Genomic DNA, 24,818 nt, shown 5'->3' with positions numbered 1-24,818 from the left:
GCCCGGGGACCCGCCCGGGGACCCGCCCGGTCCGCACCCGCCCGGTCCTGGTCCTCGCACCGCGGCTCACGCCGGTCCACTCCGGCGGTCCCCGACCGACCGCACGAGCCGCCGGACGCGGCGCACGAGCCACTGGACCAGGCGGAAGACCATGCGGATGCGGAGGTAGATGATGACCGTCAGGAACGTCCCGGCGGCCGCCATCATCGGGCCGTTGAAGATGAGGAGCACCACGAACAACAGCAGGGCGGAAAGACAGCCGATCTGCCGCAGGCGGGTCTGGGTCGCCGTCTCCAGTGCCGGGACCGGGCCGCTGCCGCCGAACTGCCGCCGTACGACGTCCCGCTTCCGTTCCAGGGCCTTCCGGTCGGGCTCGGGAGCGACGGCGTACGCCTTCTCGGCGAGCTCGATCACCGTCCGGCGCTGCTTCCCGTTCGGGATGAGCCCGACGTAGTGGTCCTGTAGGTCTCCGACCAGGTCGTCGAGCCCGGCGGCGAGCAGGTGGGCGGCCTCCTCGCGCCGCGGGTCCGGGACGAGCGGGCCCAGGCGGGTCAGCCGTTCGAAGGCCGGCACCACCTCCTGCTCCACGAGCAGGACGGCGTCCTGGTAGCCGCGGTCCGCCCGCTTCCGCTCCACCGCGGCCAGCCCCTCGGCGACCGTCCGCACACCCTCCCGCGCCACCTCCTCGAACACCTCGGTGACCGGCCCGGCGAACACCGCGTGCCGCGCCCACCGCGCGCAGAGCTCGGGAAGCCCGGGCGCGAGGTCGGCGTCCGCGGCCATCTCGCGGAACGGGGAGACCAGCAACCGCGGCACAGCGGCGACGACTTCGTCCGCCTCCACCGCACCGAAGCGCGCGTCACCCAGCGCCCTGACCCGTTCGGCGACGTGCCGCGCGAACTCCGGTCCCCCGCACAGCGCGCCCCAGGCGTCCGCCGCCCACCCCCACAGCTCGACGCGCTCCTCCGGCGCGGCCTCGCGGTGCCCGGCCGCCGCCTCCAGCGCGAGGGCATGGCACCGCACCGCCTCGTCGTGCCGGCGGTGGACCGGGTCCGGGCAGGAGCAGCCGAGAGCCGCGCCGTCCCACAGCCACAGCAGTTCGTCGGCCAACCGCCGCCGCGGGTCCGAGAACGCCTCGAGTGCCGCGCGCACCTCCTGCGCGCCGAAGGGCCCGGCCAGCGGGGAGCCGGCCGCGCCCGGCCAGGTCGCTGCCACGTCCTGCCGGTCCTGCCACTCCTGCCGGAACCGCTGTACGCCGGACTCCCGTGTGTCCGCCGGCAGACCGGTGACGGCGAAGGCGTTGCGCCGGTACAGCCGGATGCCGGCCAGGTCCGCGCACCATGACACCTCCTGCGACACCTCCTGCGGGGCCGGGCCGTCGGCGACCGGCTCACCGGGCGCGGCGCCGCGCATCGTCTCGGCCATCTGTCCTCCGTAGTTCTGTCCGTGCCGTGCTGCCGTCCCGCACAGGCAGGCGAGAACGGCCCGTGGGCCGTCGGTGTCCAGCTCACCCCGGGCACGGGGTTGTTCGACACCTCCGCCCCGGGGGCGAACAACGGCTCACGGGCCCGGGTGCTCCAACGGCGCTGCCGGGACGGGCGGTTCGGGCGCGCGCCGGAGCCGAGGCGGGGCCGGTCCGGGGGCCGCCGGCTTGTTCGCCACCCTCGGCGGGGCTGCCGAACAAGCCCGCCGCGCGGTGGACTTGTCCTGCGGCGGGCCGCGCCAACGCGGTTCGGCCGGCAGATCCTCCACGGGGGTGGGGATCTGCCGTGCCCGCTCGGTCGAGACGGAGGAACGGAGGAGAAGGATGGAAAGGACGGACCGGCAGTCCCGGACCGGCCGGTGGCGGCGCGGGCGGGGTGCCCGCCTCGCCGTCAGCGCGGTGGTGGCGGTGCTCGTCGCCGTGGCGGGCCCGGCACAAGGCGGCCCGCGGGCGGCCGCCGCGGCGCCGTCGGACGACGGTGTCTCAGCGGCGGAGCGGTACGGCTGGGGGACCCCGCTCCCCGACGGCACCGACGAGTTCGACTACGGCTCGCCGTCCCAGCCCGCGCCACCCGACCCGGCCAAGTGGGAGACGGCGGGGGACAGCGACGGCTGCTGGCCGGGCAACGGCGGTCACGGGCAGCGCTGCCCGCAGAACGCGCGGGTCGTGGGCGGCGTTCTGGAGGAAGTCGGTGACGGGGACGGCACCACGGGGTGGCTCGCGTCGCGGTTCGGCCAGCAGTACGGGAGGTGGGAGGCCCGGGTGCGGTCCTACCCCACGGGGGCGGGGGCCGCGTGGACGTACCACCCGCTGCTCATCCTGTGGCCGGACTCCGAGAGCTGGCCGCAGGACGGGGAGTACGACTACCTGGAGGACGAGGTGCCGGGAGGCGACTGCGCGCAGGCCAACATCCACTACCCCCAGGACGCCGGCGTGCCGACGCAGCAGGAGTCGGCGCAGAAGTGCGGTGTCGACATGATGCAGTGGCACGACGTGGCGGTCGAGTGGACGCCGGACCATGTCACCGGCTACCTCGACGGTGCGGAGTGGTACAGCTTCTCCGGCGGCGCCGACGACGTACGCCGGTGCATCCAGTGCGCCGGGTCGCTGCACCAGACCCTCCAGTTGGACGCGGTGCGCGACAACGACACCGACCCCGTGCAGAGCGCCGTGTACGAGGTGGACTGGGCCCGGGTCTACGCCCTGTCCTGACCGCTGCTCGTCACCGGCACGGCGGGGTGAAGTCGAGCGGGCCGACGTATTTCTTCCACAGCGGCTCGGTGAGGGTCGGCCCGACGGCCGCGCAGATCCGGGCGGTGTCGTGGTCGGCGCGCAGATCCGGGCGGTGTCGTGGTCGGCGCGCAGGTCCCACAGCCGGAGCGTGGCGTCCCACGAGACGCTGGCCAGGGTGCGGCCGTCGGGGCTGTAGGCGACGGCGGTGACGGCGTCGGTGTGGCCGGTCAGCGGCTGCCCGAGCGCGGCCGGCCGGGTCGGGTCGGAGACGTCCCACAGCCGCACGGTCCGGTCCAGGCTCCCGCTGGCCAGGGTGCGGCCGTCGGGGCTGAAGGCGACCGAGGACACCCAGTCCCGGTGCCCGGTCAGGGTGCGGGGCCGGCTGCCGCCGGCGGGGGAGCGCTGCGCGGCGGCGACGTTCCACAGTTTGACGGTGCGGTCCCGGCTGCCGCTGGCGAGGGTGCGCCCGTCCGGGCTGAAGGCGAGCGCGGTGACGGAGTCCTCGTGGCCGGTCAGCACCGCGGCGGGCCGCGCCGTACGGCCGGTGACGGTCCACAGCCGCACGCTGCCGTTCTCCTCGCCGTCGGCCAGGGTGCGCCCGCCGGCGGCGAAGGCGAGGGACGTGACCGGACCGCCGTGCGCGGCCAGGTCCTCGCCGAGCGCCGCGGGCCGGGCCGGGTCGGTGACGTCCCACCGCCGGATCACGCCCTCGGCGCCGGCCGCGGCGAGGGTGCGGCCGTCAGGGCTGAAGGCGACCGTGTCGACCTCGCCGGCCAGGCCGGCCGGCGACCCGAGCGCGACCGGGTGCGCGGGGTCGGACACGTCCCACAGCCGTACGGTGCCGGCGTCCCCGACTGCCGCCAGCACATGGCCCCGCGGAGCGAAGGCCACCGCGTGCACCGCGGCCGGGAACTCGAGCGGCGGGCCCACCGCGGCCGCCCGGCCGCTCGTCCGCCACAGTTGGACGCCCTTGTTGCTGTCCGCGGTCGCGACGAGCCGGCCGTCGGGGCTGTACGCCGTCGCCGCGAAGCCGCCGTCGGAGCCGGCCAGGACCGTGTCCGGCAGGGTCCAGAGCCGGGCCCGGCCGTCGTAGCCGGCGCTGGCCAGCCCGCGTCCGTCCGGCCGGAACCGCACCGACCAGATGCCGTCGGTGTGGTCGGTCAGCGGCCGGCCGAACGCGACCGGATAGCGGGGGTCGGTGACGTTCCACAGCCTGATCGTGTCGTCGTAGCCGGCGCTGGCGAGCATGGAGCCGTCCGGGCTGAAGGCCACCGACCAGACCGCGGCGCTGTGGCCGGTCAGCGGCTCGCCCAGCGCGGTGGCCTCGGCGGGGTCGCTCACGTCCCACAGCCGGACCAGGTCGTCGTTGCCCGCGGTGGCCAGGGTGCGCCCGTCCGGGCTGAAGACGGCCTGGTAGACCCCCGCGGTGTTGACGGCCAGCACCCGCAGCAGGACCGGCCGGGCGGGGTCGGTGACCCGCCACAGCCGCACGGACCCGTCGATGCCCGCGCTGGCCAGGGTGCGGCCGTCCGGGCTGAACACGGCGGAGTCGACGTCCCCGGTGTGCCCGGTCAGCGGCCCGCCCAGCGCTGCCGGCCGCCGCTGGTCGGTGACGTCCCACAGCCGCACGGTGTGGTCGTCCGAGGCCGTGGCGAGCGTACGGCCGTCCGGGGAGAACGCCACCGAGGTGACGAAGTCCGTGTGCCCGGACGGCAGTTCGGCCAGGGACCTCGGGTGGGCGGGATCGGCCACGTCCCACAGCCGGGCGCGGTCCGCGGCGTCCGGGGCGCTTCCGGCGGTGGCCAGGGCGGTCCCCGCGGTGGCCAGGGTCCGGCCGTCCGGGCTGAAGGCGACCTGCACGGCGCCCTCGACCTTCCCGAGGAGCCGGGGCCGGGTGGCGGTGGTGACGTCCCACAGCCGTACGGGGCCGTGGTCGTCCGCGGTGGCCAGGACCTGCCCGTCCGGGCTGTAGACGGCCGCGGTGACGATACCGGCGCCGATGTCCAGCGGCGTCGACAGGGCGCTGCCGGAGTCGGTGACCAGGTGCGTGTAGAGGTCGGGCAGCGGGCGCAGCCGGTCGGCCGCGAGGTCGAGGGAGGCGGCGAGCGAGGTCTGCGTGTCGCGGACCGCGTCGGCCTCGGCGGTGATCCGGTTGAAGACGGCGGTGTTGCGCGCCCGCTGGGCGCCGGCCCGCTGCTGGAGGGCCACCACCGCCGCGGTCGAGGTCAGCAGGGACAGCACGGCCAGCAGTGCGACGAACAGGCGCCGCCGGCGTACGGAGCGGGAGCGGCGGCGCAGCGACAGGGTGAGGAACTCCCGCTCCGCGGTGTTGAGGGACGGGTCGCCGGGAGGGAACGCCTCCGCGGCGTCCGCGAGCCGGCTGCCCTGGTACAGCAGCGCGGGGTCCCGCTCCGCCTCCTGCCAGGAGGCGGCGGCGTCGGCGAGCCGCCGGTGCGCGAGCAGGCGGTCGCGCTCCTCGGAGATCCAGGTGCGCAGCCGGGGCCAGGCGGTGATGAGGGCTTCGTGGGCGAGCGCCAGGGTGCCGTCGCTTCCGCCGCCGGGGCCGCCGGGGCCGCCGGGCAGGTGGGTGCCGTCTGCCGGGCTGTCGCCCGGGAGGTGGGTTGCGCCGTGTGCCGTGTCGTCTGCCGGGCCGTCTGCCGGGGCGGCGAGGGCGTCCGGCGCGGTGGGCGGGTGCGCCGCCGCGTCGACCGTGAGCAGCCGGGCCCGTACCAGCTGTTCCACGACGGCGTCGGTGGTCTCCCTGTCCTCGCCGGCGTCTATCTCGGCCCGGTCGGCGGGGCGGCGGGTGTCGGGCGCACCGTTGCGGCCGGGGACGACCAGCCGGAGCAGGATGCGGCGGGCGGTGCCGGCCTGCGCCGGGGTGAACTTGCCGTAGACCTCCTCGGCGGTCCGGGCGACCGCCTGGCGCAGCCCGCCGACCTGCTCGTAGGCGGCCAGCGTCAGCACGTTGCCCTTGCGGTGCCGCCATGTCTCCAGCAGGGCGTGGGACATGAGCGGCAGCCCGCCGGGTTCGCCCTCGACGGCGGAGAGCAGCTGCTCCGTCAACGCGCTCTCCACGCGCAGCCCGCGTACCGTCGCGGGCCTGGTGATCGCCGCTCGCAGCTCGTCCCGGCTCATCGGGCCGGTCAGCACGGAGCCCTCCTGGAGGGCGGCGACGAGCTCCGGGTGCCGGGTGCAGTGGCCCAGGAAGTCGGCGCGCACCGCGACGACCACCCGCAGCCGGCTGCCGGGCTCCTGCGCGGCCAGCAGCCGGCGGACGAACTCCTGCCGCTCCTGCGGGTCGGGACGCAGGGTGTACAGCTCCTCGAACTGGTCGACGATCAGCCAGGTATCGCCGTCGCCGTCGCCGCCGTCTCTGTCGCCGGGGGCCGGCCGCAGCCGGTCGCGGTGCGTCGTGAGCGGGCGGGGACCGGGCGTGAGGATGCGGATCGCCGCGGGGCGCGGGGCAGTTGGGTCGGCGGCGCCGAGCCGGGGGATCAGGCCGGCCCGCAGCAGCGAGGACTTGCCGCTGCCCGACGGGCCGAAGACGGCGGTGAACCGGCGGCTGCCGGACAGGGCGACCAGCCGCTCCAGTACGGCGTCGCGGCCGAAGAACAGGCCGGCGTCGGCCGGTTCGAACCGGGACAGCCCCCGGTACGGCGGGGCACTGCCGCTGCCGGCGGCGCGCAGGGCGCTGTCCTCCTCGGCCGCGCGCCGCCACCGCTGCTCCCACTCGCCGGGGTCCCCGCCGCAGAACCCGGCGAAGGACAGCGCGACGGGCAGTGACGGCAATCGCCGCCCGGCCGCGGCAGTTGACAGGGTGCTGACCGCGAGCCCGGTCGCCCTGGCCATGTCCCGGTAGGTCGGTGTGCCGGACTCCTCCCGGAGCGCGCGCAGTTCGGAGGCGAACCGCTGGACGGGCCCTTCTTCCGGGTCCACCGGGCCCTGGGGTCGACCGGGCTGCGCCGCGTCCGTCATACCGGTGAGCCCCCGCCCTGCTGCGTCTCCTGGCCTGTCCACTTACGCTACTGAACCCGGCAGCGTGGTGGGGGCGGGATGCGGTGGAACCCCGGGCCGTACGCGCGCCCGCGGCACTTGGCGGTGCGGGGCGAGCCCGTCCGAGCGCCCTTCACGGCAGACCGCGGGGAGGGTTCGAGATGATCGGCGGGACGGCAGGGTGTGGCGGGTGAGGGAAGGAGCGGGTGATGGGTGGCGAGGCGGAAGCGGTGCGGGGGTTCTGGCGGGGGCTGGGGCTGGCCGGGGGGATCGACGTGCACACGCACTTCATGCCCGAGCGGGTGCTGCGGAAGGTGTGGGAGTACTTCGACACCGCGGGGCCGCTGGTCGGGGGGCTCGAGTGGCCGATCACCTATCGGCGGGAGGAGGAAGAACGCGTCGCGCTGCTGCGGGAGTTCGGGGTGCTGGCCTTCACCTCCATGGTGTACCCGCACAAGCCCGGGATGGCCCGGTGGCTGAACGGCTGGGCGGCGGACTTCGCCCGGCGGACCCCGGACTGCCTGCACACCGCGACCCTCTACCCGGAGCCGGACACCGCGGACTACGTACGGGAGGCGCTCGACGCCGGCGCCCGGGTCTTCAAGGCGCATGTCCAGGTGGGGGCGTACGACCCGGACGACGAGCAGCTCCGGGCGGCGTGGGGGCTGCTGGCCGAGAGCGGCACTCCCGTGGTGATGCACTGCGGCTCGGGGCCCGCGCCCGGCAAGCACACCGGCCCCGAACCCGTGGCGCGGGTCCTCGCCCGGTTCCCCGGACTGCGGCTGGTGGTCGCGCACATGGGCATGCCCGAGTACGAGGAGTTCCTCGACCTCGCCGAACGCCACCCGCAGGTACGCCTGGACACGACGATGGCGTTCACCGACTTCACCGAGGGCTTCATGCCCTTCCCCCGCAAGGCGCTCCCACGCCTCGCCGACCTCGGCGACCGCATCCTGCTCGGGACCGACTTCCCCAACATCCCCTACCCCTACCTCCACCAGCTCCAGGCCCTGGAACGCCTCGGCCTCGGCGGCGACTGGCTGCGGGCCGTGTGCCACGACAACGCCGCCGCCCTCTTCCGGCCCGGCGCCCCCTCCTGACGCCCGGGCCGGAAGAGGGCGGACGCCGCGACGTCAGCGGTCGGCGGTGCCGGGCGGGACGACCCACCGGGTGGGCTGCTCGGTGAGGGAGGCGATCATGTCGAAGTCGCCGTCGTAGTGCAGGACGGTCAGGCGGTTCCGTTCCGCGGTGGCGGCGACGAGGAGATCGGCCAGGGACAGGGCGCGGTGGAACCCCGCGTTGAGCGCGTGGCGCTGGACCTCCAGCGCGCGGGTGAAGGCCGCGTCGTCCGTGTGCAGGTAGTCGAAGGCGTGCAGCCAGGTGCTGATGCGCAGGGCCTCCGCGCAGTCCCGCGCGGAGTGGACCATCTCGTATTCGGTCGGAGAGCACACCGCGAGCAGGTAGCGCTCGTGGAGGGGCCCCAGGACCTCTTTCACACCGGGCTTCGTCCAGCGCGCCAGGGCGGACTTGTCGATCAGGTAGCGGTCCCGCATCAGGCGGCGCGGCCTCCGTCGTGGCTCCCGTCGCGCTTGAGCGAGCCGTCCGCGTGGCGCGGGCCGGTGCTCTCGACGATCTCGCTGAAGTCGAGTTCACCGGCGTCCATGGCGTCGAAGAACTCCTGGCGCAGGTGGCGCTTGACGGCGTCCTCCATGGCCAGGCGCACGGCCTTCGCCTTCGTCCTGGTGCCGAAGATGCGCATGGCCTCGGTGACCATGTCCTCGTCGAGGTCGATGACCGTTCTCGCCATGAGGATCGCTCCTGTCCCGATGATGCCCTTCCCAAACGATACCTCTTTTTCGGCACAGGCGATATCGTTTGCAGTGGCTTGGCTCAGGCGGAGCGGGTGGTCATGTCGCCGGTGGGCGGGGTGCCGGGGGTGCGGGCGTAGCGGAGGTGGGTGGTGCCCTTGGCGGAGGCGGCCGGGGGGCGGAGGAGGGTGAGGTTGGTGGGCACGGTGCCGTCGGCGAAGACCTTCTTGCCGACGCCGAGCAGGATCGGGTGGACCCACAGGTCGAGGCGGTCGAAGAGCTGCTCGCGCAGGAGGGTCTGGACCAGGTCGAGGCTGCCGACGACCCGTACCTGCTCGTGGCGCTCGCGGACCTCGCGCACCGCCTCGGCCAGGTCGGGGCCGAGCTGCGTGGACCCGGCCCAGGACAGGTCCGGGCGGCCGCGGGAGGCGACGTACTTCGGGACGCGGTTGAAGAGCTCGGCGATCCAGCCGTCCTCGCCGCCCTGCTGGTGCGGCCAGTAGGCGGCGAAGATGTCGTAGGTGCGCCGGCCGAGCAGCAGCGCGTCGGTGCCCTCGTACGCCGCGGTGATCTGGGCCCCGGTGGTCTCGTCGACCAGCGGCGCCTGCCAGCCGCCGTAGGGGAACCCCTCGGGGTCCTCGTCCGGGCCGCCGGGCGCCTGCCCGACGAGGTCGAGGGTCGCGAACAGTTCGATCTGGATGAGGCCCACGGTGTGCTCCCGTCGCTGCGGATGGTGCGGTCGGCGGGTAGACCGGCGGGCGCCCGCGAACTCATCGGTGCGGCGCGTCCGGGTGACGGGCCGGCCGCGCCCCGCCTTCGGTCACACCTTTGGCACGGGCGAGCGGCAGGGCGCCGCGCCGGCGCCGGGGGCTGGGAGGATACGGCCATGGCGACCAACGGGGGCGCGGGCGGGCAGCCCGGGGACGAGGACACGCGGACGGCGACGAGTTACGAGCTGGAGCCGCCCGCGCCACCAGCGGAGAACGGCCGCAGCCCGAACCCGAACCCGAACGAGCCCGAGCGCGAAAGCGGCGGCGGGCGGCTGGTCGGCGGCCGCTACCGCCTCCTCGAGCGCCTCGGCTTCGGCGGCATGGGCACCATATGGCGCGCCCGCGACGAGGTCGTGGACCGCGACGTCGCCGTGAAGGAGCCGCGGCTGCCCGAGCACCTGACGGAGACCCAGCGGGAGACCGCCCACCTGCGGATGCAGCGTGAGGCGCGCGCCGCCGCCCGCATCGACCACCCGTCCGTGGTCACCGTGCACGACGTGGTCGTCGAGGACGAACGGCCTTGGATCGTCATGGAGTTGGTGCGCGGCCGGTCGCTGGCCGAGGTGCTCGCCGAGGGCACGCTGCCGGTGCGCGAGGCCGCGCGGATCGGCCTCGCGGTGCTCGGAGCGCTCGGCGCGGCCCACGAGGCCGGAGTGCTGCACCGCGACGTGAAGCCCGCGAACATCCTGCTCGGCCGGCACGACCGCGTGGTCCTCACCGACTTCGGCATCGCCCAGGTCGAGGGCGAGGAGCCGCTGACGGAGACCGGCGCCTTCATCGGCTCACCGGAGTACATCGCGCCCGAACGGGTGCTGGGCCAGCGGCCGGGCCCCGAGTCCGACCTGTGGTCGCTGGGAGTGGTGCTCTACCAGGCGGTGGAGGGCGTCTCGCCCTTCCGCCGCCAGGCCACGCCGTCGACCTTCCAGGCCGTCCTGCTCGCGGAACTGCCCCCGCCGCGCGCGGCCGGCCCGCTCACCGCACCGCTGCTGGGCGTCCTGCGCAAGGAGCCGGCGGCGCGTACGGCCCCGGCGCGGCTCGCCGACGAGCTGCGGGCCGTCCTCGAACCGCCGCGCGTCCCGCCGCAGTCGGCGCCGCAGCCGACGGCGCGGGCCGGGGCCGGGGCACCGCCCCCGGCAGCGGAGGAGCCGCCGGCCGGGCCCGTCGGCCGCGCGATACGGGCGCTGCGCCGCAGCCGCCGCGCGCAGGCGGCCACCGCCGCGGTGGTCGCGGCAGCCGTCGCGGGCGCCGTGCTCCTGACCGTCGGCCCGTTCGGCGGCGGTGGCCTGCCCAAGGGCTGGAAGTCCTACCGGGAGCAGAGCGTCGACGCCACCTTGGCGGTGCCGGGCGACTACGTGCGCAGCATCGCCGACGCGAAGGTGACGTACACCGACCCGCACGGCGTGTTCACGGTGGCGCTGTCCCGCACGCGCGGCGAGAAGAGCAGCGCCGCGGGCGTCGCCAACGCCAACCTCCAGTGGTACAAGGGCGGTGGCGAGGTCTCCTACTCCGACACCGTCGAGGACGCGGACGGCCGGGTCGTCGAGGCGACCCAGCAGGGCCAGGCAGCGGCGCGGCTCGACGTCCACTACACCGAGCTGAAGGACGACGCGAAGACGGCCCTGCGCGAACTCGAACTCGACGTGGTCAGCGGCGAGGGCGACCTCTACACGCTGGACGTGACGATGCCCGCCTCGGCCGCCCAGTCCGCGCAGGGGCAGCGGATCTTCGACGACGTCAGGAAGCACCTGACGATCCACACCCTGTGAGCCCCGGGCCCGCCCGCGCCCGCCGCGGTGGCGGACGGAGCGGGCGGCCGGGGGCCGGGGTGCCCGGGTGCCGGGGCTGCCGGGGTGCCGGGGTGCGGGGGTGTGCCGTCACAGCGTGAGGTAGCCGCCGTCGACCGGGAGCGCGGCGCCGGTCACGTAGGAACTCGCCGGGCCGGCCAGGAACAGCAGCGGGCCGTCCAGTTCGTGCGGCTCGCCGACCCGGCGCATCGGGGTGCGCCGCTCCACCCAGCCGCGCCCCTCCGCGGTGTCGAGCATGTCCGCGGTCATCTCGGACCGGAACCAGCCCGGGCACAGCGCGTTCACCCGTACCCCGCGCGCGGCCCACTGCGCGGCCAGTTCCCGGGTCAGGTTGACCACCCCGCCCTTGCTCGCCGCGTACGCGGCCTGCGGGAGGCTGCCGCTGCCCACCAGACCGTACACGGACGCGATGTTGACGATGCTGCCGCGGCCCCGTGCCAGCATGCCGGCGGCGACCTCGGAGCTGAGCGCGAAGACCGCGGTGAGGTTCACCGCGACGATCTCCGCGAAGCTCTGTTCCGACTGCCGTTCGGCCGGCTCCACCCGGGACAGCCCGGCGTTGTTGACCAGGACGTCGACCGGCCCCAACTGCCCGGTGACGACCCGCAGCGCCTCCGCGCGGTCCGCCGCGTCGGTGATGTCGCACGGCACGGCCAGGCTGCCGGGCAACTCCGCGGCCAGCGCCTTCAGCGGCGCCTCGCGGCGGGCGGCGAGCGCCACCCGGGCGCCGGCCCGGGTGAGCACCCCCGCCAGGTGCGCGCCGAGGCCGCCGGAGGCCCCCGTCACCAGGACCACTCGGCCGTCGAGGCGGAACTCCCCGGCGGGGTAGGGGACATGGGCGGCCGGGGAACCCTGGGCGTCGTACGTGTCCTGCCGGTCAGCTGCCATCGGGGGCTCCCGCGGCACCGGCCCGGCCGAGCGTGCTGCCCAGCGCCACCCGCATCCTGGCCACGGCCTCGCCGCCCTGCTCGAAGGCGACCGCGAAGGCGAGGCCGCCGCCGTCCGCGGCGGGCGCGCGCAGGATCTCCGAGCGCAGCACGATGTCGGCGTCCAGCTCGGCGAACCGCAGGTACTCGGCGGTGAGTTCGGCGAGGTGGAGCTTGGCCGCGGCCAGTCCGTGGCGCTCACCGGCCAGCAGCAGGCCGAGTTGGCGTGCCGCCTCCATCATCACCGGGCCGGGGACGTGGTCCTGCGGGTGGTCGAACATGCTCGGGTGCCGCAGCGGCACCCGCAGCAGCGCCGTCAACTCCCCGCCCCGCAGCGCCATGTCGTGCAGCACCACGTTGTCCGCGCGGGTCCGGCCGACCAGGTGCGGGCCGATCGGGCGGGCCGGGGAGACGGCGGGCAGGTCGTCGGAGGAGGGCGGTTCGGTGGTGCGGCCGCTCATCCGCAGCGTCCGGTAGATGTCGTCGGGGCGCAGCGCGGTGTCCACCCGGACGGTGCCGATCGGCTGGCCGGCGGCGGCGACGTCCACCTCGTGCACCACCCGGGAGACGGCGCCGCGGTACTCCTTCACCAGCGCGGCGCGGCCGACCAGGTCCAGGTCGAGCGGGCGGGCCGGGGCGTGCAGCGGGCGGGGGTCGGTGATCCGCAGGCCGGCCTCGGCGGTGATGGACTTGGTGCCGGGGCCCGCGTCGTGCTGGAGGTGCATCGCGCAGAGCAGCATCTGCCGCACCGCCTCGAAGACCGCCAACGGGTCGTGGCCGCCCGCGGTGCCCAGCCGGTCGGCGTAGTAGCTGTGGTCGGGGGGCAGTTGGGCCGAGGCGCGGAAGTCCCGCTCCCCGACGGACTGGAAGTCGGTGAGGAACACCTCGGCGACGGCCGCCCGGTGGACCAGGTGCCGGGGGATGGTGCGTTCGGTGCTGAGCACGGCTTCGGGCTCCGCGCCGATGTCGAGTGTGGTCATGGTGCTGCTCCAGCTGTGGGTGGGGTGGTCGGACAGGTCAGCGCGAGGTGCGTACGGGGGCGGCCGGGCGGACCGGTGCGGCCGGGACCGGCGCCGCGTCCAGCGCGGCAAGCTCCTGCGCGGCCTGCGCGGCGTCCTGGAAGTGCACGGCCCGCCAGCCGGCGGCCTCGGCCCCGGCGCAGTTCTTCGCCAGGTCGTCGACGAGCACGCACTGCCACGGCGCGCGCCCGGCCCGGGCGGCGGCGATCCGGAAGATCTCCGGCTCCGGCTTGCGGCAGCCCACCGCGTACGAGCAGACGATGCCGTCGAAGTGCGCGTCGTCCACCATGTACCGGCGGTGCCGCTCCCAGCTCGGCGGCAGGTTGGAGAGCAGGCCGACGTAGGCGCCGCGGGCGCGCAGCGCCGTCAGCTCGCGCAGCCAGTCCTGGTTGGCGCCGCGCCCGGCGAACCAGCGCTCGCCGAACGACGACAGGTCCACGGCCAGGCCGAAGTCGTCCGCGAGGACCTCCTCGACCTCCTTTTCCCAGTCGGGCTCGCTGAGCAGCGGGATGTCCAGCACGCCCATCGAGTCGGTGCCGTGCGCCTCGCCGACGAGGCGCATCGCCTCCTTCAGCGCGTGGACGGGGACGCCGGTCCGCGCGCCGAAGTCGCGGAAGGTGACGTCGACCGGCGGGGTGAGCACCCCGCCGAAGTCGGTCCAGACGGCGAGCCCGGGCGGCGGTCCGCCCGTGCCGGACCGGTCGGTGATGTCGGCCATGTCGGCTCCTTCAGAATCGGTTGCGCGAGAGCGGAAGTCGGGGGACAGCGGGGCGCATACAGCTGACGGGCCGTCACAACTGGTAGAGCAGCCCGCCGTAGTACCAGCCCGAGCCCACCGCGGTGGACAGCACCAGGTCACCGGGCTTGAGCACGCCCGCGGCGGAGAACTCGGACAGCGCGATCGGGATGGAGGCGCAGCCGGTGTTGCCGCGCTCGGCGAAGTTGGTGAGGAACTTCGCCGGGTCCAGGTCCAGGCCCGCCCGCACCCCGGCGTGGATGGCGTTGTTGCCGGGGTGCGGCACCAGCCAGTCGAGGTCGGCGGTCTTCAGGTCGTTGCGGCCCAGCAGCGTGTCCGCCACCCGCAGGCTGGAACCCACGGCCAGTTCGATCAGCTCGGGCCGGGGGCGCAGCCAGCCCTCGGGCGGCCGGGCGGCGACCGCGTCGGCGCGGGTGGAGTCGCAGTCCAGTACGGAGTCCAGCAGGCCCCCGGGCTGACCGGGCGCGCCCTTCTCCAGGACGACCGCCCCGGCCGCGTCGCCGAAGACCAGCTGGCCGCGGGTGCCGGGGCGGGCCCGGTGCGAGAAGCGGTCGGCGGCGACCACCACCGCGCGCCGCCACCCCGGGTGCGCGGTGAGCAGCGCGGCCGCGGTCTGCACCCCGTGCACGAAGCCGGTGCAGGCGCCGCAGACGTCGAAGGCGAGGGCGCCGTGCGCGCCGAGCGCGGTGGCGACCCCGGGGGCGATCTCCGGAATCCACTGCCGGTCGGTCCAGTTGGCCAGGACCACCAGGTCGAGTTCGGCCGCGTCGCGTTCCGCGTTCCGCAGCGCGGCGGTGGCGGCCTGGACGGCCATGTACTCCAGCGTCTCGTCCGCCGCGGCGGTGTGCAGGCCGCGCACACCCAACTCGGCGGCGTCCTGCGGGGTGTGCTCGCGTCCGCCGAGGGTGATCGGACCCTCGTCGTGGCGGCGCCGGGCACGCGGGAAGTAGTGGCCGAGCCCGGCGAAGCGCAGCCGTGACCCGGCCCAGGTGCGGCCCTCGGCGCGGGCGTGGGTGTCGGTGGGCATGGAAGCTCCTGTCGCGGTGAGGTGGGGCGGGGGAAACGCGGGGGGATGTGGGGGGGATGTGGGGGGATTGGGACGTGGGGGTCCCGGGCGTGGGGGCCCGGTGTGGGGGGATCGGATGCTGCGGGCCGAACTGGCGGCGCAGGCAGAGCCGTTGACGGGGCCGGGCGGCCGGGTCAGCGGTAGACGCCGGCCGGGTCCAGCGTGCGCAGCAGCGCCAGCTCCTCGGGCGTGACGGGCTTCTCCGCCTCCGCCCGGGAGGCGTCGCTGTCCCACGAGGTGCGCTCGGCGACCATCCGCTGCGGGTCGGCGTCCTCGCCGCTCGCCGGGGGCAGCCAACTGGCCAGGTGGAAGGGCTCGTTCGGGTCGTCGCGGCGGAACCGGCCGAAGTCGCTGACGACTTCGCGGACCCGGTCGCCGGGACTGGTGCGGTAGGTCAGCGCGGTGACGTAGCGCCGGGGCGAGGCCGGGGCGATCACCACGCAGTCCGTGGTGGAGGCGATGTCGTTGGCGCCCCCGGAGCCGGTCAGCCAGCGGCCGTCCCGGGTACGGCTGGTGTTGATGGCCCCGGACCCGTCGATCTCGGCCGCCGCCAGTACGCCGAGCGCCCGGGGGTTGGCGGCGACCATGCCGCCGAGGATCTCCGGGATGCCGGCGAGCATCTCGCTGTGCTCGGCGTGGTGGAGGCTGAACAGGAACACGTCGCCCTCGGCCGGTGCGAAGCCGCACATGCCCAACTCGGCCACCACGGTGACCTCGTGGCCGCCGGCTCGCAGTTGGGCCGCGGCCAGCCACGCCGCCATGTGCGAGGCGCCGATCCCGGCCAGCAGCGTGTCGTGGCCGCCCGCCCGTACCCGGTCGGCGACCGCCCGGGCGCCCAGCACGATCAGCCGCTCCTGACGGGTCGGCTCGGCCCCGTCCGCGGGGTCCGCCCCGGCGGGAGCGGAGACCGGGGGCGCCGACGGGGAGGGCGCGGGCGCGGAGGGCGCCTTGGCGGCCGTGGACGTTTCGCGGGCCGCGCGGCACGCGGCCAGCTCGGCGCGGGCCACCTCCTCGAACACCGCGAAGTCGTCCGTTCCGTCGTCCGTTCCGCGGGCCGTCGGGTCGGCCGCTTCGCGGGCGGGCAGCGCCAAGGACGCCCGGCGGGACGGCCCCAGACGGCGAAGGTAGCCCTCGTGGCTGCCCGGTTCGGCCACCCACGTCCGGTACCAGTCGGCACCGCGCTGCTCGCCGTGGCAGGACTCGACGATCTCCGTCAGGAAGGCGTAGTCGTCCAAATAGCCCTGGACGCCGCCGAGTCCGCCGGTGCGCAGCGACTGCGGGTGGGCGCCGAGCGGTGCCTCGCACAGGCCGAGGACGCGCTGTCCGGGGATCACGACCCGGTCGGCGAGGGCGCGCAGCACCTCCCGGGGGACGATCCGCTCCACGGAGGCGAGCACACCGCGGCGGGCCGCGTACGCCGCCCAGGCACCCTCGCCCAGCGGCGGCACCAGCGCGATGTTGCCGTCCTCGTCCGCGAGCACGCCGTGCAGCAGCGTCAGGTCCGGGCGCAGCGGCGCGAGCAGGGTGACCGCGCGGTCCGGGTCGGCCGGGTCGGGCACCTGGTGCAGCACACCGTCCTTGTCCGCGGCCAGGTCGGTGCCGGCCAGGGAGGCGGTGACGGCGTACGGCAGGCCCTGCGCGCCGGCGATCAGCCGCTGCTGGTAGCTCAGCAGCGACCACGCCTCGAAGGCGAACGGCCGCCCGGCGAACAGGTCCCGGTAGAGCGGGTTGGGCCGCGGGGAGGGGTAGGTGTCCCCGGCGAACCCGGCGATCACCTTGTCCGCGACACCGGACAGGGCGAGCGCGTGCGCGGAGGAGTGCACCGCGGTGGTGCTGACGGTCAGGTGCCCCTCGCCGCCGAGCACCCGGCACAGCGCGTACGTAAGGGCGTTGGGCCGCGACGGCGTGCCGGCGAGGTGGACGTGGTCGCCGGGGCGGACGAACTCCCGCACCAGGGCGTCCGGGTCGGCGGCGATCAGCGGGCGGCCCATCAGGAGGCTCCCGGCGCGCCGAGCACCGCCACGGAGGTCTGGCTGCCGAAGGCGAAGGACATCGACACCGCCAGTTCGACCTTGGTGGGGCGGGCGCCCTCCAGGACGTGGTCCTGCTCGCACTCGGGGTCGGGGGTGGTGAAGTTGATGGTGGGCGCCAGGGTCTGGTGGCGGATCATCAGGCTGGTGGCGGCGGCGTTGATGATGCCGGCCAGGCCGAACGTGTGGCCGTAGATGGGCTTGTTGGAGCTCAGCGGCGGCAGCAGCCCGGGGCCGCGCTCGGGGTAGAGGGCGCGCACCGCGCGGCTCTCGGCGATGTCGTTGTAGCGGGTGGCGGTGCCGTGGGCGCAGAAGTAGTCGACGTCCTCGGCGTCCCGGCCCGCCTCGGCGAGGGCGCGGTGCATCAGTCCGGCGGTGACCTTGCCGGTGAGGTCCATGGTGGTGGCGTGCGCGGCCTCATTGAGGGTGGCGGCGGAGAGGATCTCGGCGTACGGGCGGGCGCCGCGGGCGGCGGCGTGCGAGGCACGCTCCAGGCAGAGCACCACCGAGCCCTCGCCGAGCGCGAAGCCCTCCCGGTCGGCGCTGTACGGGCGCACCGCCCGGGTCGGGTCGTCGCGCTCGGAGGAGAGCACGCCGTGGCCCATCGCCCGGTAGCAGGCGGCGACTTCGGCGGCGATCGGAAACTCGTGCCCGCCGACCAGCATGACGTCGGCGGCGCCGGAGCGCAGTTCGCGCAGCGCCAGCTGGATGGCCTGGTGGCCGCCGACGCAGGCGTTGCTGACGGTGGTGACCAGGCCCTGGGAGCCCAGGTGGATGGCGGTCAGGGAGGCCGGGCAGCCGGGCAGCCCGCGGAACATGGCGCCCTTGTCGGCGAAGGCCGCCGGGTCGGCGCCGGTCAGTACGTCGCGCCACCAGGCGAACGGCCCCCGCGAGGAGGACATCAGGACGCCGAAGCGCTGCGGGTCCACCCCGCCCGGCGCCAGCCCGGCGTCCCCGCGGGCCTGTGCGGCGGCGGACATCGCGACCAGGATCTCCCGGGAGTACTTCGCGGCGTGGCCGGGCGCGAGTTCCGGCAGGAACTCCCGGTGGTCGAAGTCCCGTATCTCGGCGGCGGCGTGGACCGGGAGTCCCGCCTGTGCGGCGTCGAAACGGGTGAGCGGCCCCACCTGGGAGCGGCCCCGGGAGAGGTGCTCCCACATTTCCTGTGCGTTCCTGGTACCGGGAAGTACGGCACCGATTCCGGTGACGACGATCCGGTCCGTCGGGCCCCCGCGAGAATACGCCGATCGCGGAGCGTCGAAATTCGTTCCGTTTTCCGGTTCTGTGTTCTCCATACCGGAGACGGTACGGAGTCCCGCCGGGCCTTCCCCGTGCCCTCGGGTACCGAATCCCGGGGTCGGCGGTACTTCCGGTACCGGCGGGAATTGCGGCCCTGCCGAAAGGCGGCGGGAAAACGCGGAAGGGGCCGTCGGCCGTGGAATCGGCCGGCGGCCCCATTTCGGGGCGGTGCAGAAGGCGGGTCAGAACGCGTACGCGCGCAGTTCGCGGCGGGCCAGGGACGCGCGGTGCACCTCGTCGGGGCCGTCGGCCAGCCGCAGGGTGCGCGCGTGCGCCCACAGCGCCGCGAGGGGGAAGTCCTGGCTCACCCCGCCGCCGCCGTGCGCCTGGATCGCCTTGTCCAGGACCCATTCCGCCATCGCGGGCACCGCGATCTTGATCGCCTGGATCTCGGTGTGCGCCTGCCGGTTGCCGACGGTGTCCATCAGCCAGGCCGTCTTGAGCACCAGCAGCCGGGCCTGCTCGATCCGCACCCGGGCCTCGGCGACCCACTCCCGGACCACCCCCTGCTCGGCGAGCGGCGCGCCGAACGCCACCCGGCCGCTGACCCGTTCGCACATCGCGGCCAGCGCGCGTTCGGCCATGCCGATCAGCCGCATGCAGTGGTGGATACGGCCCGGGCCGAGCCGGGCCTGCGCCATGGCGAAGCCGTCGCCCTCGCCGCCGAGCAGGTGGGAGACCGGCACCCGGACGTCCTCGAAGAGGATGTCGCCGTGGCCGCCGTGCGGGCCGTCGTCGTAGCCGAAGACGGTGACGCCGCGCCGCACCTGCACGCCGGGGGTGTCGCGGGGCACCAGCAGCATGGACTGCTGCCGGTGGCGCGGCCCGCCGGGGTCGGTCTTGCCCATCACGACCAGCAGCGCGCACTCCGGTGCCATGGCGCCGGAGGACCACCACTTGTGGCCGTTGACCACGTAGTGGTCGCCGTCCCGCTCGATCCGGGTGCCGATGTTGGCCGCGTCGGAGGAGGCGACCTCGGGCTCGGTCATGCAGAACGCGGAGCGGATCTCGCCGGCCAGCAGCGGGTGCAGCCAGCGCTCCTGCTGCTCGGGGGTGCCGAAGGCGGTGAGCAGTTCCATGTTGCCGGTGTCGGGGGCTGAGCAGTTGACCGCTTCGGGTGCGAACTGCGGGCTGTGCCCGGTGATCTCGGCGAGCGGCGCGTACTGCGTGTTGGTGAGTCCGGCGCCGAACCGGCGGTCGGGCAGGAAGAGGTTCCACAGGCCGCGGGAGCGGGCCTCGGCCTTGAGTTCGGTGAGCAGCGGCGGGCGGGTCCACGGCTGGCCGGCCGCGTACTGGGCGGCCAGCGCGCCTTCGGCGGGCAGCACCCGGTCGGTGACGAACGCGCGCAGTTCCTTGCGCAGTTCCTCGGTCCTGGCGTCGTAGGAGAAGTCCACGGTGTCACTCCCCGGTGGCGGTGGCGGTGGCGGTGGCGGTGGCGGTGGCGGAACGGCGGGCGGTCGCGGCCAGTACGGCGTGGCCGCGCTCGACCAACTGCGGTATGCAGGCGGCGAGATGGGCGTCCTCGGAACCGGGGCGCGGGTCGCGGGAGGCGCGGAAGAGGACGTTCTCCAGGATCACGGCGAGCTTGTAGTAGCCGAACGCCGTGTACCAGTCGAGGTGTTCGAGCCCCGCGCCGGTGCCGGCGGCGTACCGCTCGGCCAGGCCGGCGAACTGCGGTCGGCCGGGGGCCTGGGCCGGGCAGCCCAGCGGCGCGTCGGCGATGTCGGCGAAGCCCTCCCAGTACACCCGCAGCAGCCCGAGGTCGGTGAGCGGGTCGCCGAGGGTGGACATCTCCCAGTCCAGCACGGCCGCGATCTCGTCGACGCGGCCGGGTGCGAACAGCACGTTGTCCAGCTTGAAGTCGCCGTGGACGACGGCGGCCCGGCCCTGCGGCGGCAGCCGGTCGGCCAGCCGCGCGTGCAACGCGTCGGCGCCGGGCACCGGTTCGGTGCGCGAAGCCTCGGACTGGGCGCGCCAGCGGCGCAGTTGGCGGACGAGGAAGCCCTCCGGCCGTCCGAAGCCGTCCAGCCCCACTGCCGCCGGCGGCACCTGGTGCAGGGCCACGAGCACGTCCACCAGGGTGTCGGCGGCCGCCGCGACCTGCCCGGGGCTCAGCCGCGCCAGGTCTGCGTCGGTGCGGTGGACCAGGCCGGCGACGTGGTCCATGACGTAGAAGGGGGCACCCGGCACCGCGGTGTCGGCGCACAGGCCGTGGGTGCGCGGGACGGGCACCGCGGTCGGGTGCAGGGCGCTCAGCACGCGGTGCTCCCGGGCGACGTCGTGCGCGGTGGCCAGCGCGCCGTCGAGCGGCGGGCGGCGCAGCACCAGGCGGCGCTCGCCGTACTCCACCAGGAAGGTCAGGTTGGAGCGGCCCCCGGTCAGCGGGCGGACCGCGGTGAGCCCGCCCGCCTCGTGCGGGAACTTCCCGGCGAGCCAGCGCTGGAGTGCCGCTGGGTGCACGCCCGGGGGGATGGGGATCGGCGCGGGGATGTCCATGCTCGCGTACGCTCCTCGGCTGGTTCCAGGGTCGCGGTCGTCTCACGGCCGCAGGTCCCGGTACGGCCGTGCCCGGGCGGCGGACCGTCCGGCGGCGGCCGTACGGGACGTGCGCCGCCGGTGACGCTAGGTCCGGCCGCGCCGGGGCGGCAACGGATCTTCCCCCTAAGCGGGAGGCCCTGGACCCAAGGAGGCAGTCCCGCTCACTCCGCGGGCGCAGGCGGCCGGACCGAAAGGGCGTGCCGGAAGAGGTCGTGCGGGTCCCACTGCCGCTTGACCTGCTGGAGGCGCGGGTAGCCGTCCTTGAAGTACAGCGCGTGCCAGGGGGTGCCCGAGGTGTTCCAGCGCGGGTCGGCGAGGTCGGCGTCCGGGTAGTTGATGTAGCTGCCGTCGGTGGCGGTGTCCGGCGCGGGCACCCCGCCGGTCGCCGCGTACAGCTGCGCGTAGAACTCCCGGATGCGGGCCACGTGGTGCTCGTCCTCCCGCGGGTCCTCCCAGTAGGTGCCCAGGTACGCCTTGAGGATGGAGTCGCGCTGCGCGGCCGCGGTGGCCTGCGGTGCCACCCGGTTGACCGCCCGGCCGTAGGAGAACAGCAGCGCCACGGTGTGGCCCTGGTAGCCCGGTTCGGACAGGTGGCGCCACAGCGTGGCGATCTGCTCCGCGTCGTAGGGCCGCCGCAGGTAGGCGCCCTTGCTCTTGGAACGGGTGGCGGCGCCGCGGTTCTCCACGTCCCGCTGCACCGAGTCCAGCCAGGGCAGCTGCTGGTAGCGGAGCCGGTACGGCGCCCGGACCCCGTCGCCGACCGCCGCCACGTAGGCGCGCAGCCGCTGGTCGGCGTCCGGCAGCGAACCGTCGATCTGCGCGGTGAGCACCACCTGGCCGACGCTGCGCTGGTTGAGGTAGAGCCCGCTGTACAGGGTGTCGTAGCCCCCGTCGCCGGCCGCCTCGTCGTGGGCGTGCCAGGCGCCGTGGTTGCGCACGATCCGGCTGAAGTCGGCCTCGCCCAGGCCCTCCCAGGGCCACTCCACGGCGACGGTCAGCACCGAGCGCGGCGGGCGGGGCAGCGCGGACGCCTCGGCGGACAGGCCGCGCGGGAAGTCGGCGTCGTCGGGCGAGCGGAACAGGTAGCGGGTCACCACGCCGAAGTTCCCGCCGCCCGCCCCGGTGTGCGCCCACCACAGCTCGCGGTGCGGGTCGTCGGGGCGGCGGGTGGCCAGCACCGTACGGGCCCGGCGGTCGGCGTCCACCGTGACGACCTCGATGCCGTACAGGTGGTCCACGATCAGGCCGTGCGAGCGGCACATCGGGCCGAAGCCGGCGCCCTGGACGTAGCCGCCCAGGCCGACCGAGGGGCAGGTGCCCGCCGGCAGCGCGGCGCCCCAACCGAGGTACAGCGCACGGTAGGTGGGGCCGAGCTGGGCGCCGGCCTGCACGGAGAACGCCCGGTGCGCGGCGTCGTAGCGGATCTCCTGGAGCGCGGACAGGTCGACCAGGCTCTGCACCGCCGGGCCGTCGACCAGGTTCTCCAGGCAGTGGCCGCCGCTGCGCACCGCGAGCCGGCGCCCGCCGTCGACGGCGGCCTGCACCACGGCGGCCACCTCGGCGGCGGAGGTGGGCAGGTGGATCTCCTGGGGGCGGCCGGCGAAGCGGGTGTTGCGGCCGCGCCCGGCGAGGTGCGGGTAGCGGTCGTCCGCCGGGGTGACGGCGGGTATCCGGGTGGGTATTCGGGCCGGTGTCCGGGAGCGGGATGTCCCGTGCTCGGCGGGGGCGGCGCCCGCGACTGCGGTCATGGCATGTCCTTGGGGCTGGTGGGAAGCGTGCGGGTACGGGTACGGGCGGACTCGCGCAGCGCCAGCACGCCCGAGAGCAGCAGTGCCGCGGCGGCGGTCAGCACCCCGGTGCGGGCCACGGCCGGCCAGCCGCCGTGCGGCCAGACGGCGCCCGCGGCGGCGGAACCGGCGGCGCCGCCGAGGAAGTAGGCGGTCATGTAGACGGTCGTGATGCGGCTGCGCTCGCCGGCGCCGGCGGCGCCGAAGACGGTCGCCTGGTTGGTGATGTGCGCGCCCTGCACGGCGAAGTCGATCAGCAGGATCGCCGTGACCAGGACCAGCAAGGTGCCCGAGCTGCCGGAGCTGACCGCGAACGAGATCGCGATCAGGGCGAACGCGCCCAGCGTCACCGCGGTCTGCCGGCCCCGGTCGGCCAGCCGGCCGGCGAGCGAGGCGCCCAGCGCCCCGGCCGCGCCGACCAGCCCGAGCGCGCCGATGGCGCTCGCCCCGAAGTGGTACGGGGACTGGGTCAGGCGCAGCGGCAGCGCGGTCCACAGCAGGTTGAAGGCGGCGAAGCCGAGGGCGCCGAGCAGGGAGCGCCGCACCAGCAGCGGGTTGCCGCGGACCAGCGGGCCGAGCGAGGCCAGCAGGCGGGCGTAGTCCCGGAGCGCGGCCGTGGTGCTCCCCGTGCTCGTCGCGGCCGGCGTGTGCGGTGTGTTCGCTGCGTTCGCTGCGTTCGCTGCGTTCGCTGCGTTCGCCGTGTTCGGTGCGGCCGTCGCGGCCGCAGTGTCCGCCATGTCCGCCGTGTCCGGTGCGGCGGGCGGGCGGCCGGGCAGCACCGCCCGCACCAGCAGGCAGGTGCCCACCATGAACACCGCCGCCAGCCAGTACACCGCGCGCCAGTCCAGCAGCTGGGTGAGCGAGCCGGCGAGCGTACGGCACAGCAGGGTGCCCAGGATGAGCCCGGTCATCACCGTGCCCACCACCTGGCCGCGCTGCTCGGGGTGCGCCATGTCGGCCGCCTGCGGCACGATCACCATCGCGGAGACGGTGACCAGGCCGAGCAGGAAGAACAGGCCGAACAGCCAGGCGCCGGAGGCCAGCGGGATCAGCGCGAGCACCGCCGCGGTCGCGGTGAGCAGTACCGTCAGCAGCCGCCGCCGGTCCAGCGCGTCGCCCAGCGGAACCAGGGCGAACAGGCCGAGCGCGTAGCCGAGTTGGGTGCAGGACACCGCCGGGGTCAGCGACTGCGGGGTGCGGTGCAGGGCGGCCGCCATGCTGGGCAGGATCGGCTGGATGTAGTACAGGTTGGCCACGCACAGCCCGCAGGCCACGGCCAGGGCCAGGATGCGGGCGCTGCGCGGGCCGTGGAAGACGGCGGGCCCGGCCCCCGCCGCGGTGGCCGCCGCGGCGGGGGCCGCGGGCGCGGGGCCGGGCCGGGCCGGGGCCGGCGCGTCCGCACCGGCCCCGGCCCCGCTGCCGCCGGTCACAGCAGCCCGCCGCCGTTGACGTGGATCAGCGAGCCGTTGACGAAGGTGTTCTCCAGCGCCTGGAGCACCGCGGACGCGACGTCGTCCGGCTGCCCGACGCGGCCCACCGGGGTGGCCTCCGCGGTGGACTTGAACAGGCCCTCGCGGGCCTCGTCGGGCAGGCCCGACCACAGCGGGGTGTCGATCAACCCGGCCACCACCACGTTCACCCGGATCGGCGCCAGCTCCAGCGCCATCGACTGGCCCATGGCGCCGATGCCCGCGTTGGCCGCGGCGGTGACGGTCAGGCCCGGGTACGCCTTGAAGCCGGCGCCGCCGGAGATCAGCACGATCGAACCGGTCGCCGCGAGCTTCGGCCCGGCGTGCCGGACGCTGAGCAGCTGGCCGACGATCTTGGTGTCGAGGCAGCGCCGGATGTCCTCGGCGGTGACCTCGTAGACGGAGCCGGTGGCCATGTCGCCGGGGCACACCACCAGGTGGTCCAGGGCGTCGACGCCGGCGAAGAAGGCGCGCAGGCTCTCCTCGTCGGTGACGTCGACGACCGCGGTCCGCACCTGGCCGCCGATCTCCTTCGCCGCCTGCTCCAGCTTGTCCTGGGAGCGGGAGGCGATGGTGACCTCGGCGCCGGCCTCGGCGGCCTGGCGGGCGACGGCCTTGCCGATGCCGGAGCTGCCGCCGATGACGACGACGCGGGTACCGGAGAGGGAATTCGAAGGCATGGTTCATCTCCATCGTGACGTGGCTGCCCGGCGGTCGTCGGACGCGTCTCCCGCCGGCCTTGCGCCCTCAGACTGCCGCCCGCCGGAATCCCCCAGGAAGGCAATTCCTTGTACTGGTTGATTCACCACCACCTTCGCGGCGGGCCCCCCAT

Annotated in this window: 18 protein-coding genes and 1 pseudogene; 3 read left to right on the top strand and 16 right to left on the bottom strand. The window is 75.2% G+C overall.

The features are described 5' to 3' along the window. Positions 1-66: 66 nt before the first annotated feature. Positions 67-1,425 (bottom strand): hypothetical protein, encoded by a 1,359-nt coding sequence (locus AC3EVP_RS11170; protein ID WP_435128636.1) that lies wholly within the window; start codon positions 1,423-1,425, stop codon positions 67-69. A gap of 382 nt (positions 1,426-1,807) precedes the next feature. On the opposite strand from AC3EVP_RS11170, the gene AC3EVP_RS11165 reads away from it, so the two are divergent. Then, positions 1,808-2,695 (top strand): glycoside hydrolase family 16 protein, encoded by an 888-nt coding sequence (locus AC3EVP_RS11165; protein ID WP_435128892.1) that lies wholly within the window; start codon positions 1,808-1,810, stop codon positions 2,693-2,695. Positions 2,696-2,845: 150 nt separating this feature from the next. On the opposite strand, the pseudogene AC3EVP_RS11160 reads toward AC3EVP_RS11165, so the two are convergent. Then, positions 2,846-6,694: pseudogene (locus tag AC3EVP_RS11160) on the bottom strand (nSTAND1 domain-containing NTPase); the annotation flags it as partial. 227 nt (positions 6,695-6,921) lie between these two features. Between AC3EVP_RS11160 and AC3EVP_RS11155 the strand changes: the two are divergent. After that, complete coding sequence (locus AC3EVP_RS11155; RefSeq protein WP_435128633.1) at positions 6,922-7,812, top strand: amidohydrolase family protein; 891 nt, start codon at positions 6,922-6,924, stop codon at positions 7,810-7,812. A 33-nt stretch (positions 7,813-7,845) separates the two neighbouring features. Here the strand turns inward: AC3EVP_RS11155 and AC3EVP_RS11150 are convergent, their stop codons facing one another. The 3 genes from AC3EVP_RS11150 to AC3EVP_RS11140 all read right to left on the bottom strand — a co-directional run bounded on the left by AC3EVP_RS11150 (position 7,846) and on the right by AC3EVP_RS11140 (position 9,229). Continuing rightward, positions 7,846-8,265, bottom strand: coding sequence for a PIN domain nuclease (locus tag AC3EVP_RS11150; RefSeq protein ID WP_335970497.1), 420 nt, complete (start codon positions 8,263-8,265; stop codon positions 7,846-7,848). Further along, on the bottom strand, positions 8,265-8,519 hold the full coding sequence (locus AC3EVP_RS11145; RefSeq protein ID WP_335970498.1) for a type II toxin-antitoxin system VapB family antitoxin: 255 nt from the start codon (positions 8,517-8,519) through the stop codon (positions 8,265-8,267). Before AC3EVP_RS11145 ends, AC3EVP_RS11150 begins: the two co-directional genes overlap by 1 nt. 83 nt (positions 8,520-8,602) lie before the next feature. Further along, positions 8,603-9,229, bottom strand: a complete 627-nt coding sequence (locus AC3EVP_RS11140) for a dihydrofolate reductase family protein (protein ID WP_435128630.1) — start codon at positions 9,227-9,229, stop codon at positions 8,603-8,605. 177 nt (positions 9,230-9,406) lie between these two features. Here AC3EVP_RS11140 and AC3EVP_RS11135 point away from each other — a divergent pair, with 177 nt between their 5' ends. Further along, positions 9,407-11,056: a serine/threonine-protein kinase gene (locus AC3EVP_RS11135; RefSeq protein ID WP_435128627.1), complete on the top strand. Its 1,650-nt coding sequence runs from the start codon at positions 9,407-9,409 to the stop codon at positions 11,054-11,056. Positions 11,057-11,164: 108 nt separating this feature from the next. Here AC3EVP_RS11135 and AC3EVP_RS11130 read toward each other — a convergent pair whose 3' ends face one another. From AC3EVP_RS11130 to AC3EVP_RS11080, 11 genes are all read right to left on the bottom strand, one after another. After that, entirely contained in the window at positions 11,165-11,983 is an 819-nt protein-coding gene (locus AC3EVP_RS11130; protein WP_335970504.1) for an SDR family NAD(P)-dependent oxidoreductase, read from the bottom strand. Next, entirely contained in the window at positions 11,973-13,001 is a 1,029-nt protein-coding gene (locus tag AC3EVP_RS11125) for a ScbA/BarX family gamma-butyrolactone biosynthesis protein (RefSeq protein WP_435128624.1), read from the bottom strand. Before AC3EVP_RS11125 ends, AC3EVP_RS11130 begins: the two co-directional genes overlap by 11 nt. Before the next feature lie 37 nt (positions 13,002-13,038). Then, complete coding sequence (locus tag AC3EVP_RS11120; protein WP_435128621.1) at positions 13,039-13,758, bottom strand: HAD-IA family hydrolase; 720 nt, start codon at positions 13,756-13,758, stop codon at positions 13,039-13,041. Positions 13,759-13,831: 73 nt separating this feature from the next. Next, the gene (locus tag AC3EVP_RS11115; protein ID WP_335970512.1) at positions 13,832-14,824 is read right to left on the bottom strand and encodes a ketoacyl-ACP synthase III; all 993 of its coding nucleotides are present in this window, start codon (positions 14,822-14,824) and stop codon (positions 13,832-13,834) included. Between the two features lie 173 nt (positions 14,825-14,997). Next, positions 14,998-16,854 carry a CoA-transferase gene (locus tag AC3EVP_RS11110; RefSeq protein WP_435128618.1) on the bottom strand — a complete coding sequence of 619 codons (1,857 nt, stop codon included), beginning with the start codon at positions 16,852-16,854 and terminating at the stop codon, positions 14,998-15,000. Then, the gene (locus tag AC3EVP_RS11105; RefSeq protein WP_435128889.1) at positions 16,854-18,107 is read right to left on the bottom strand and encodes a beta-ketoacyl-[acyl-carrier-protein] synthase family protein; all 1,254 of its coding nucleotides are present in this window, start codon (positions 18,105-18,107) and stop codon (positions 16,854-16,856) included. The genes AC3EVP_RS11110 and AC3EVP_RS11105 overlap by 1 nt, the downstream gene beginning before the upstream one ends. Before the next feature lie 267 nt (positions 18,108-18,374). Beyond that, entirely contained in the window at positions 18,375-19,586 is a 1,212-nt protein-coding gene (locus tag AC3EVP_RS11100) for an acyl-CoA dehydrogenase family protein (RefSeq protein ID WP_435128615.1), read from the bottom strand. Positions 19,587-19,590: 4 nt separating this feature from the next. Further along, a complete protein-coding gene (locus AC3EVP_RS11095; protein ID WP_435128612.1) occupies positions 19,591-20,688 on the bottom strand; it encodes a phosphotransferase family protein in 1,098 nt (365 codons plus the stop codon). A 203-nt stretch (positions 20,689-20,891) separates the two neighbouring features. Further along, positions 20,892-22,478, bottom strand: a complete 1,587-nt coding sequence (locus AC3EVP_RS11090; RefSeq protein ID WP_435128609.1) for an FAD-binding oxidoreductase — start codon at positions 22,476-22,478, stop codon at positions 20,892-20,894. Then, complete coding sequence (locus AC3EVP_RS11085) at positions 22,475-23,947, bottom strand: MFS transporter (RefSeq protein ID WP_435128606.1); 1,473 nt, start codon at positions 23,945-23,947, stop codon at positions 22,475-22,477. The genes AC3EVP_RS11090 and AC3EVP_RS11085 overlap by 4 nt, the downstream gene beginning before the upstream one ends. Further along, positions 23,944-24,666: an SDR family oxidoreductase gene (locus AC3EVP_RS11080; protein WP_335970527.1), complete on the bottom strand. Its 723-nt coding sequence runs from the start codon at positions 24,664-24,666 to the stop codon at positions 23,944-23,946. The genes AC3EVP_RS11085 and AC3EVP_RS11080 overlap by 4 nt, the downstream gene beginning before the upstream one ends. Positions 24,667-24,818 lie beyond the last annotated feature (152 nt).

This window comes from Actinacidiphila sp. bgisy144 (assembly GCF_057708105.1).
This window is presented reverse-complemented; position numbering and strand designations above follow the sequence as displayed.

Bases quoted from the DNA above. Each gene is read 5' to 3' on its own strand.
- AC3EVP_RS11170 (WP_435128636.1), bottom strand. From the start codon at position 1,425: ATGGCCGAGACGATGCGCGGCGCCGCGCCCGGTGAGCCGGTCGCCGAC.
- AC3EVP_RS11165 (WP_435128892.1), top strand. From the start codon at position 1,808: ATGGAAAGGACGGACCGGCAGTCCCGGACCGGCCGGTGGCGGCGCGGG.
- AC3EVP_RS11155 (WP_435128633.1), top strand. From the start codon at position 6,922: ATGGGTGGCGAGGCGGAAGCGGTGCGGGGGTTCTGGCGGGGGCTGGGG.
- AC3EVP_RS11150 (WP_335970497.1), bottom strand. From the start codon at position 8,265: ATGCGGGACCGCTACCTGATCGACAAGTCCGCCCTGGCGCGCTGGACG.
- AC3EVP_RS11145 (WP_335970498.1), bottom strand. From the start codon at position 8,519: ATGGCGAGAACGGTCATCGACCTCGACGAGGACATGGTCACCGAGGCC.
- AC3EVP_RS11135 (WP_435128627.1), top strand. From the start codon at position 9,407: ATGGCGACCAACGGGGGCGCGGGCGGGCAGCCCGGGGACGAGGACACG.
- AC3EVP_RS11130 (WP_335970504.1), bottom strand. From the start codon at position 11,983: ATGGCAGCTGACCGGCAGGACACGTACGACGCCCAGGGTTCCCCGGCC.
- AC3EVP_RS11125 (WP_435128624.1), bottom strand. From the start codon at position 13,001: ATGACCACACTCGACATCGGCGCGGAGCCCGAAGCCGTGCTCAGCACC.
- AC3EVP_RS11120 (WP_435128621.1), bottom strand. From the start codon at position 13,758: ATGGCCGACATCACCGACCGGTCCGGCACGGGCGGACCGCCGCCCGGG.
- AC3EVP_RS11115 (WP_335970512.1), bottom strand. From the start codon at position 14,824: ATGCCCACCGACACCCACGCCCGCGCCGAGGGCCGCACCTGGGCCGGG.
- AC3EVP_RS11110 (WP_435128618.1), bottom strand. From the start codon at position 16,854: ATGGGCCGCCCGCTGATCGCCGCCGACCCGGACGCCCTGGTGCGGGAG.
- AC3EVP_RS11095 (WP_435128612.1), bottom strand. From the start codon at position 20,688: ATGGACATCCCCGCGCCGATCCCCATCCCCCCGGGCGTGCACCCAGCG.
- AC3EVP_RS11090 (WP_435128609.1), bottom strand. From the start codon at position 22,478: ATGACCGCAGTCGCGGGCGCCGCCCCCGCCGAGCACGGGACATCCCGC.
- AC3EVP_RS11080 (WP_335970527.1), bottom strand. From the start codon at position 24,666: ATGCCTTCGAATTCCCTCTCCGGTACCCGCGTCGTCGTCATCGGCGGC.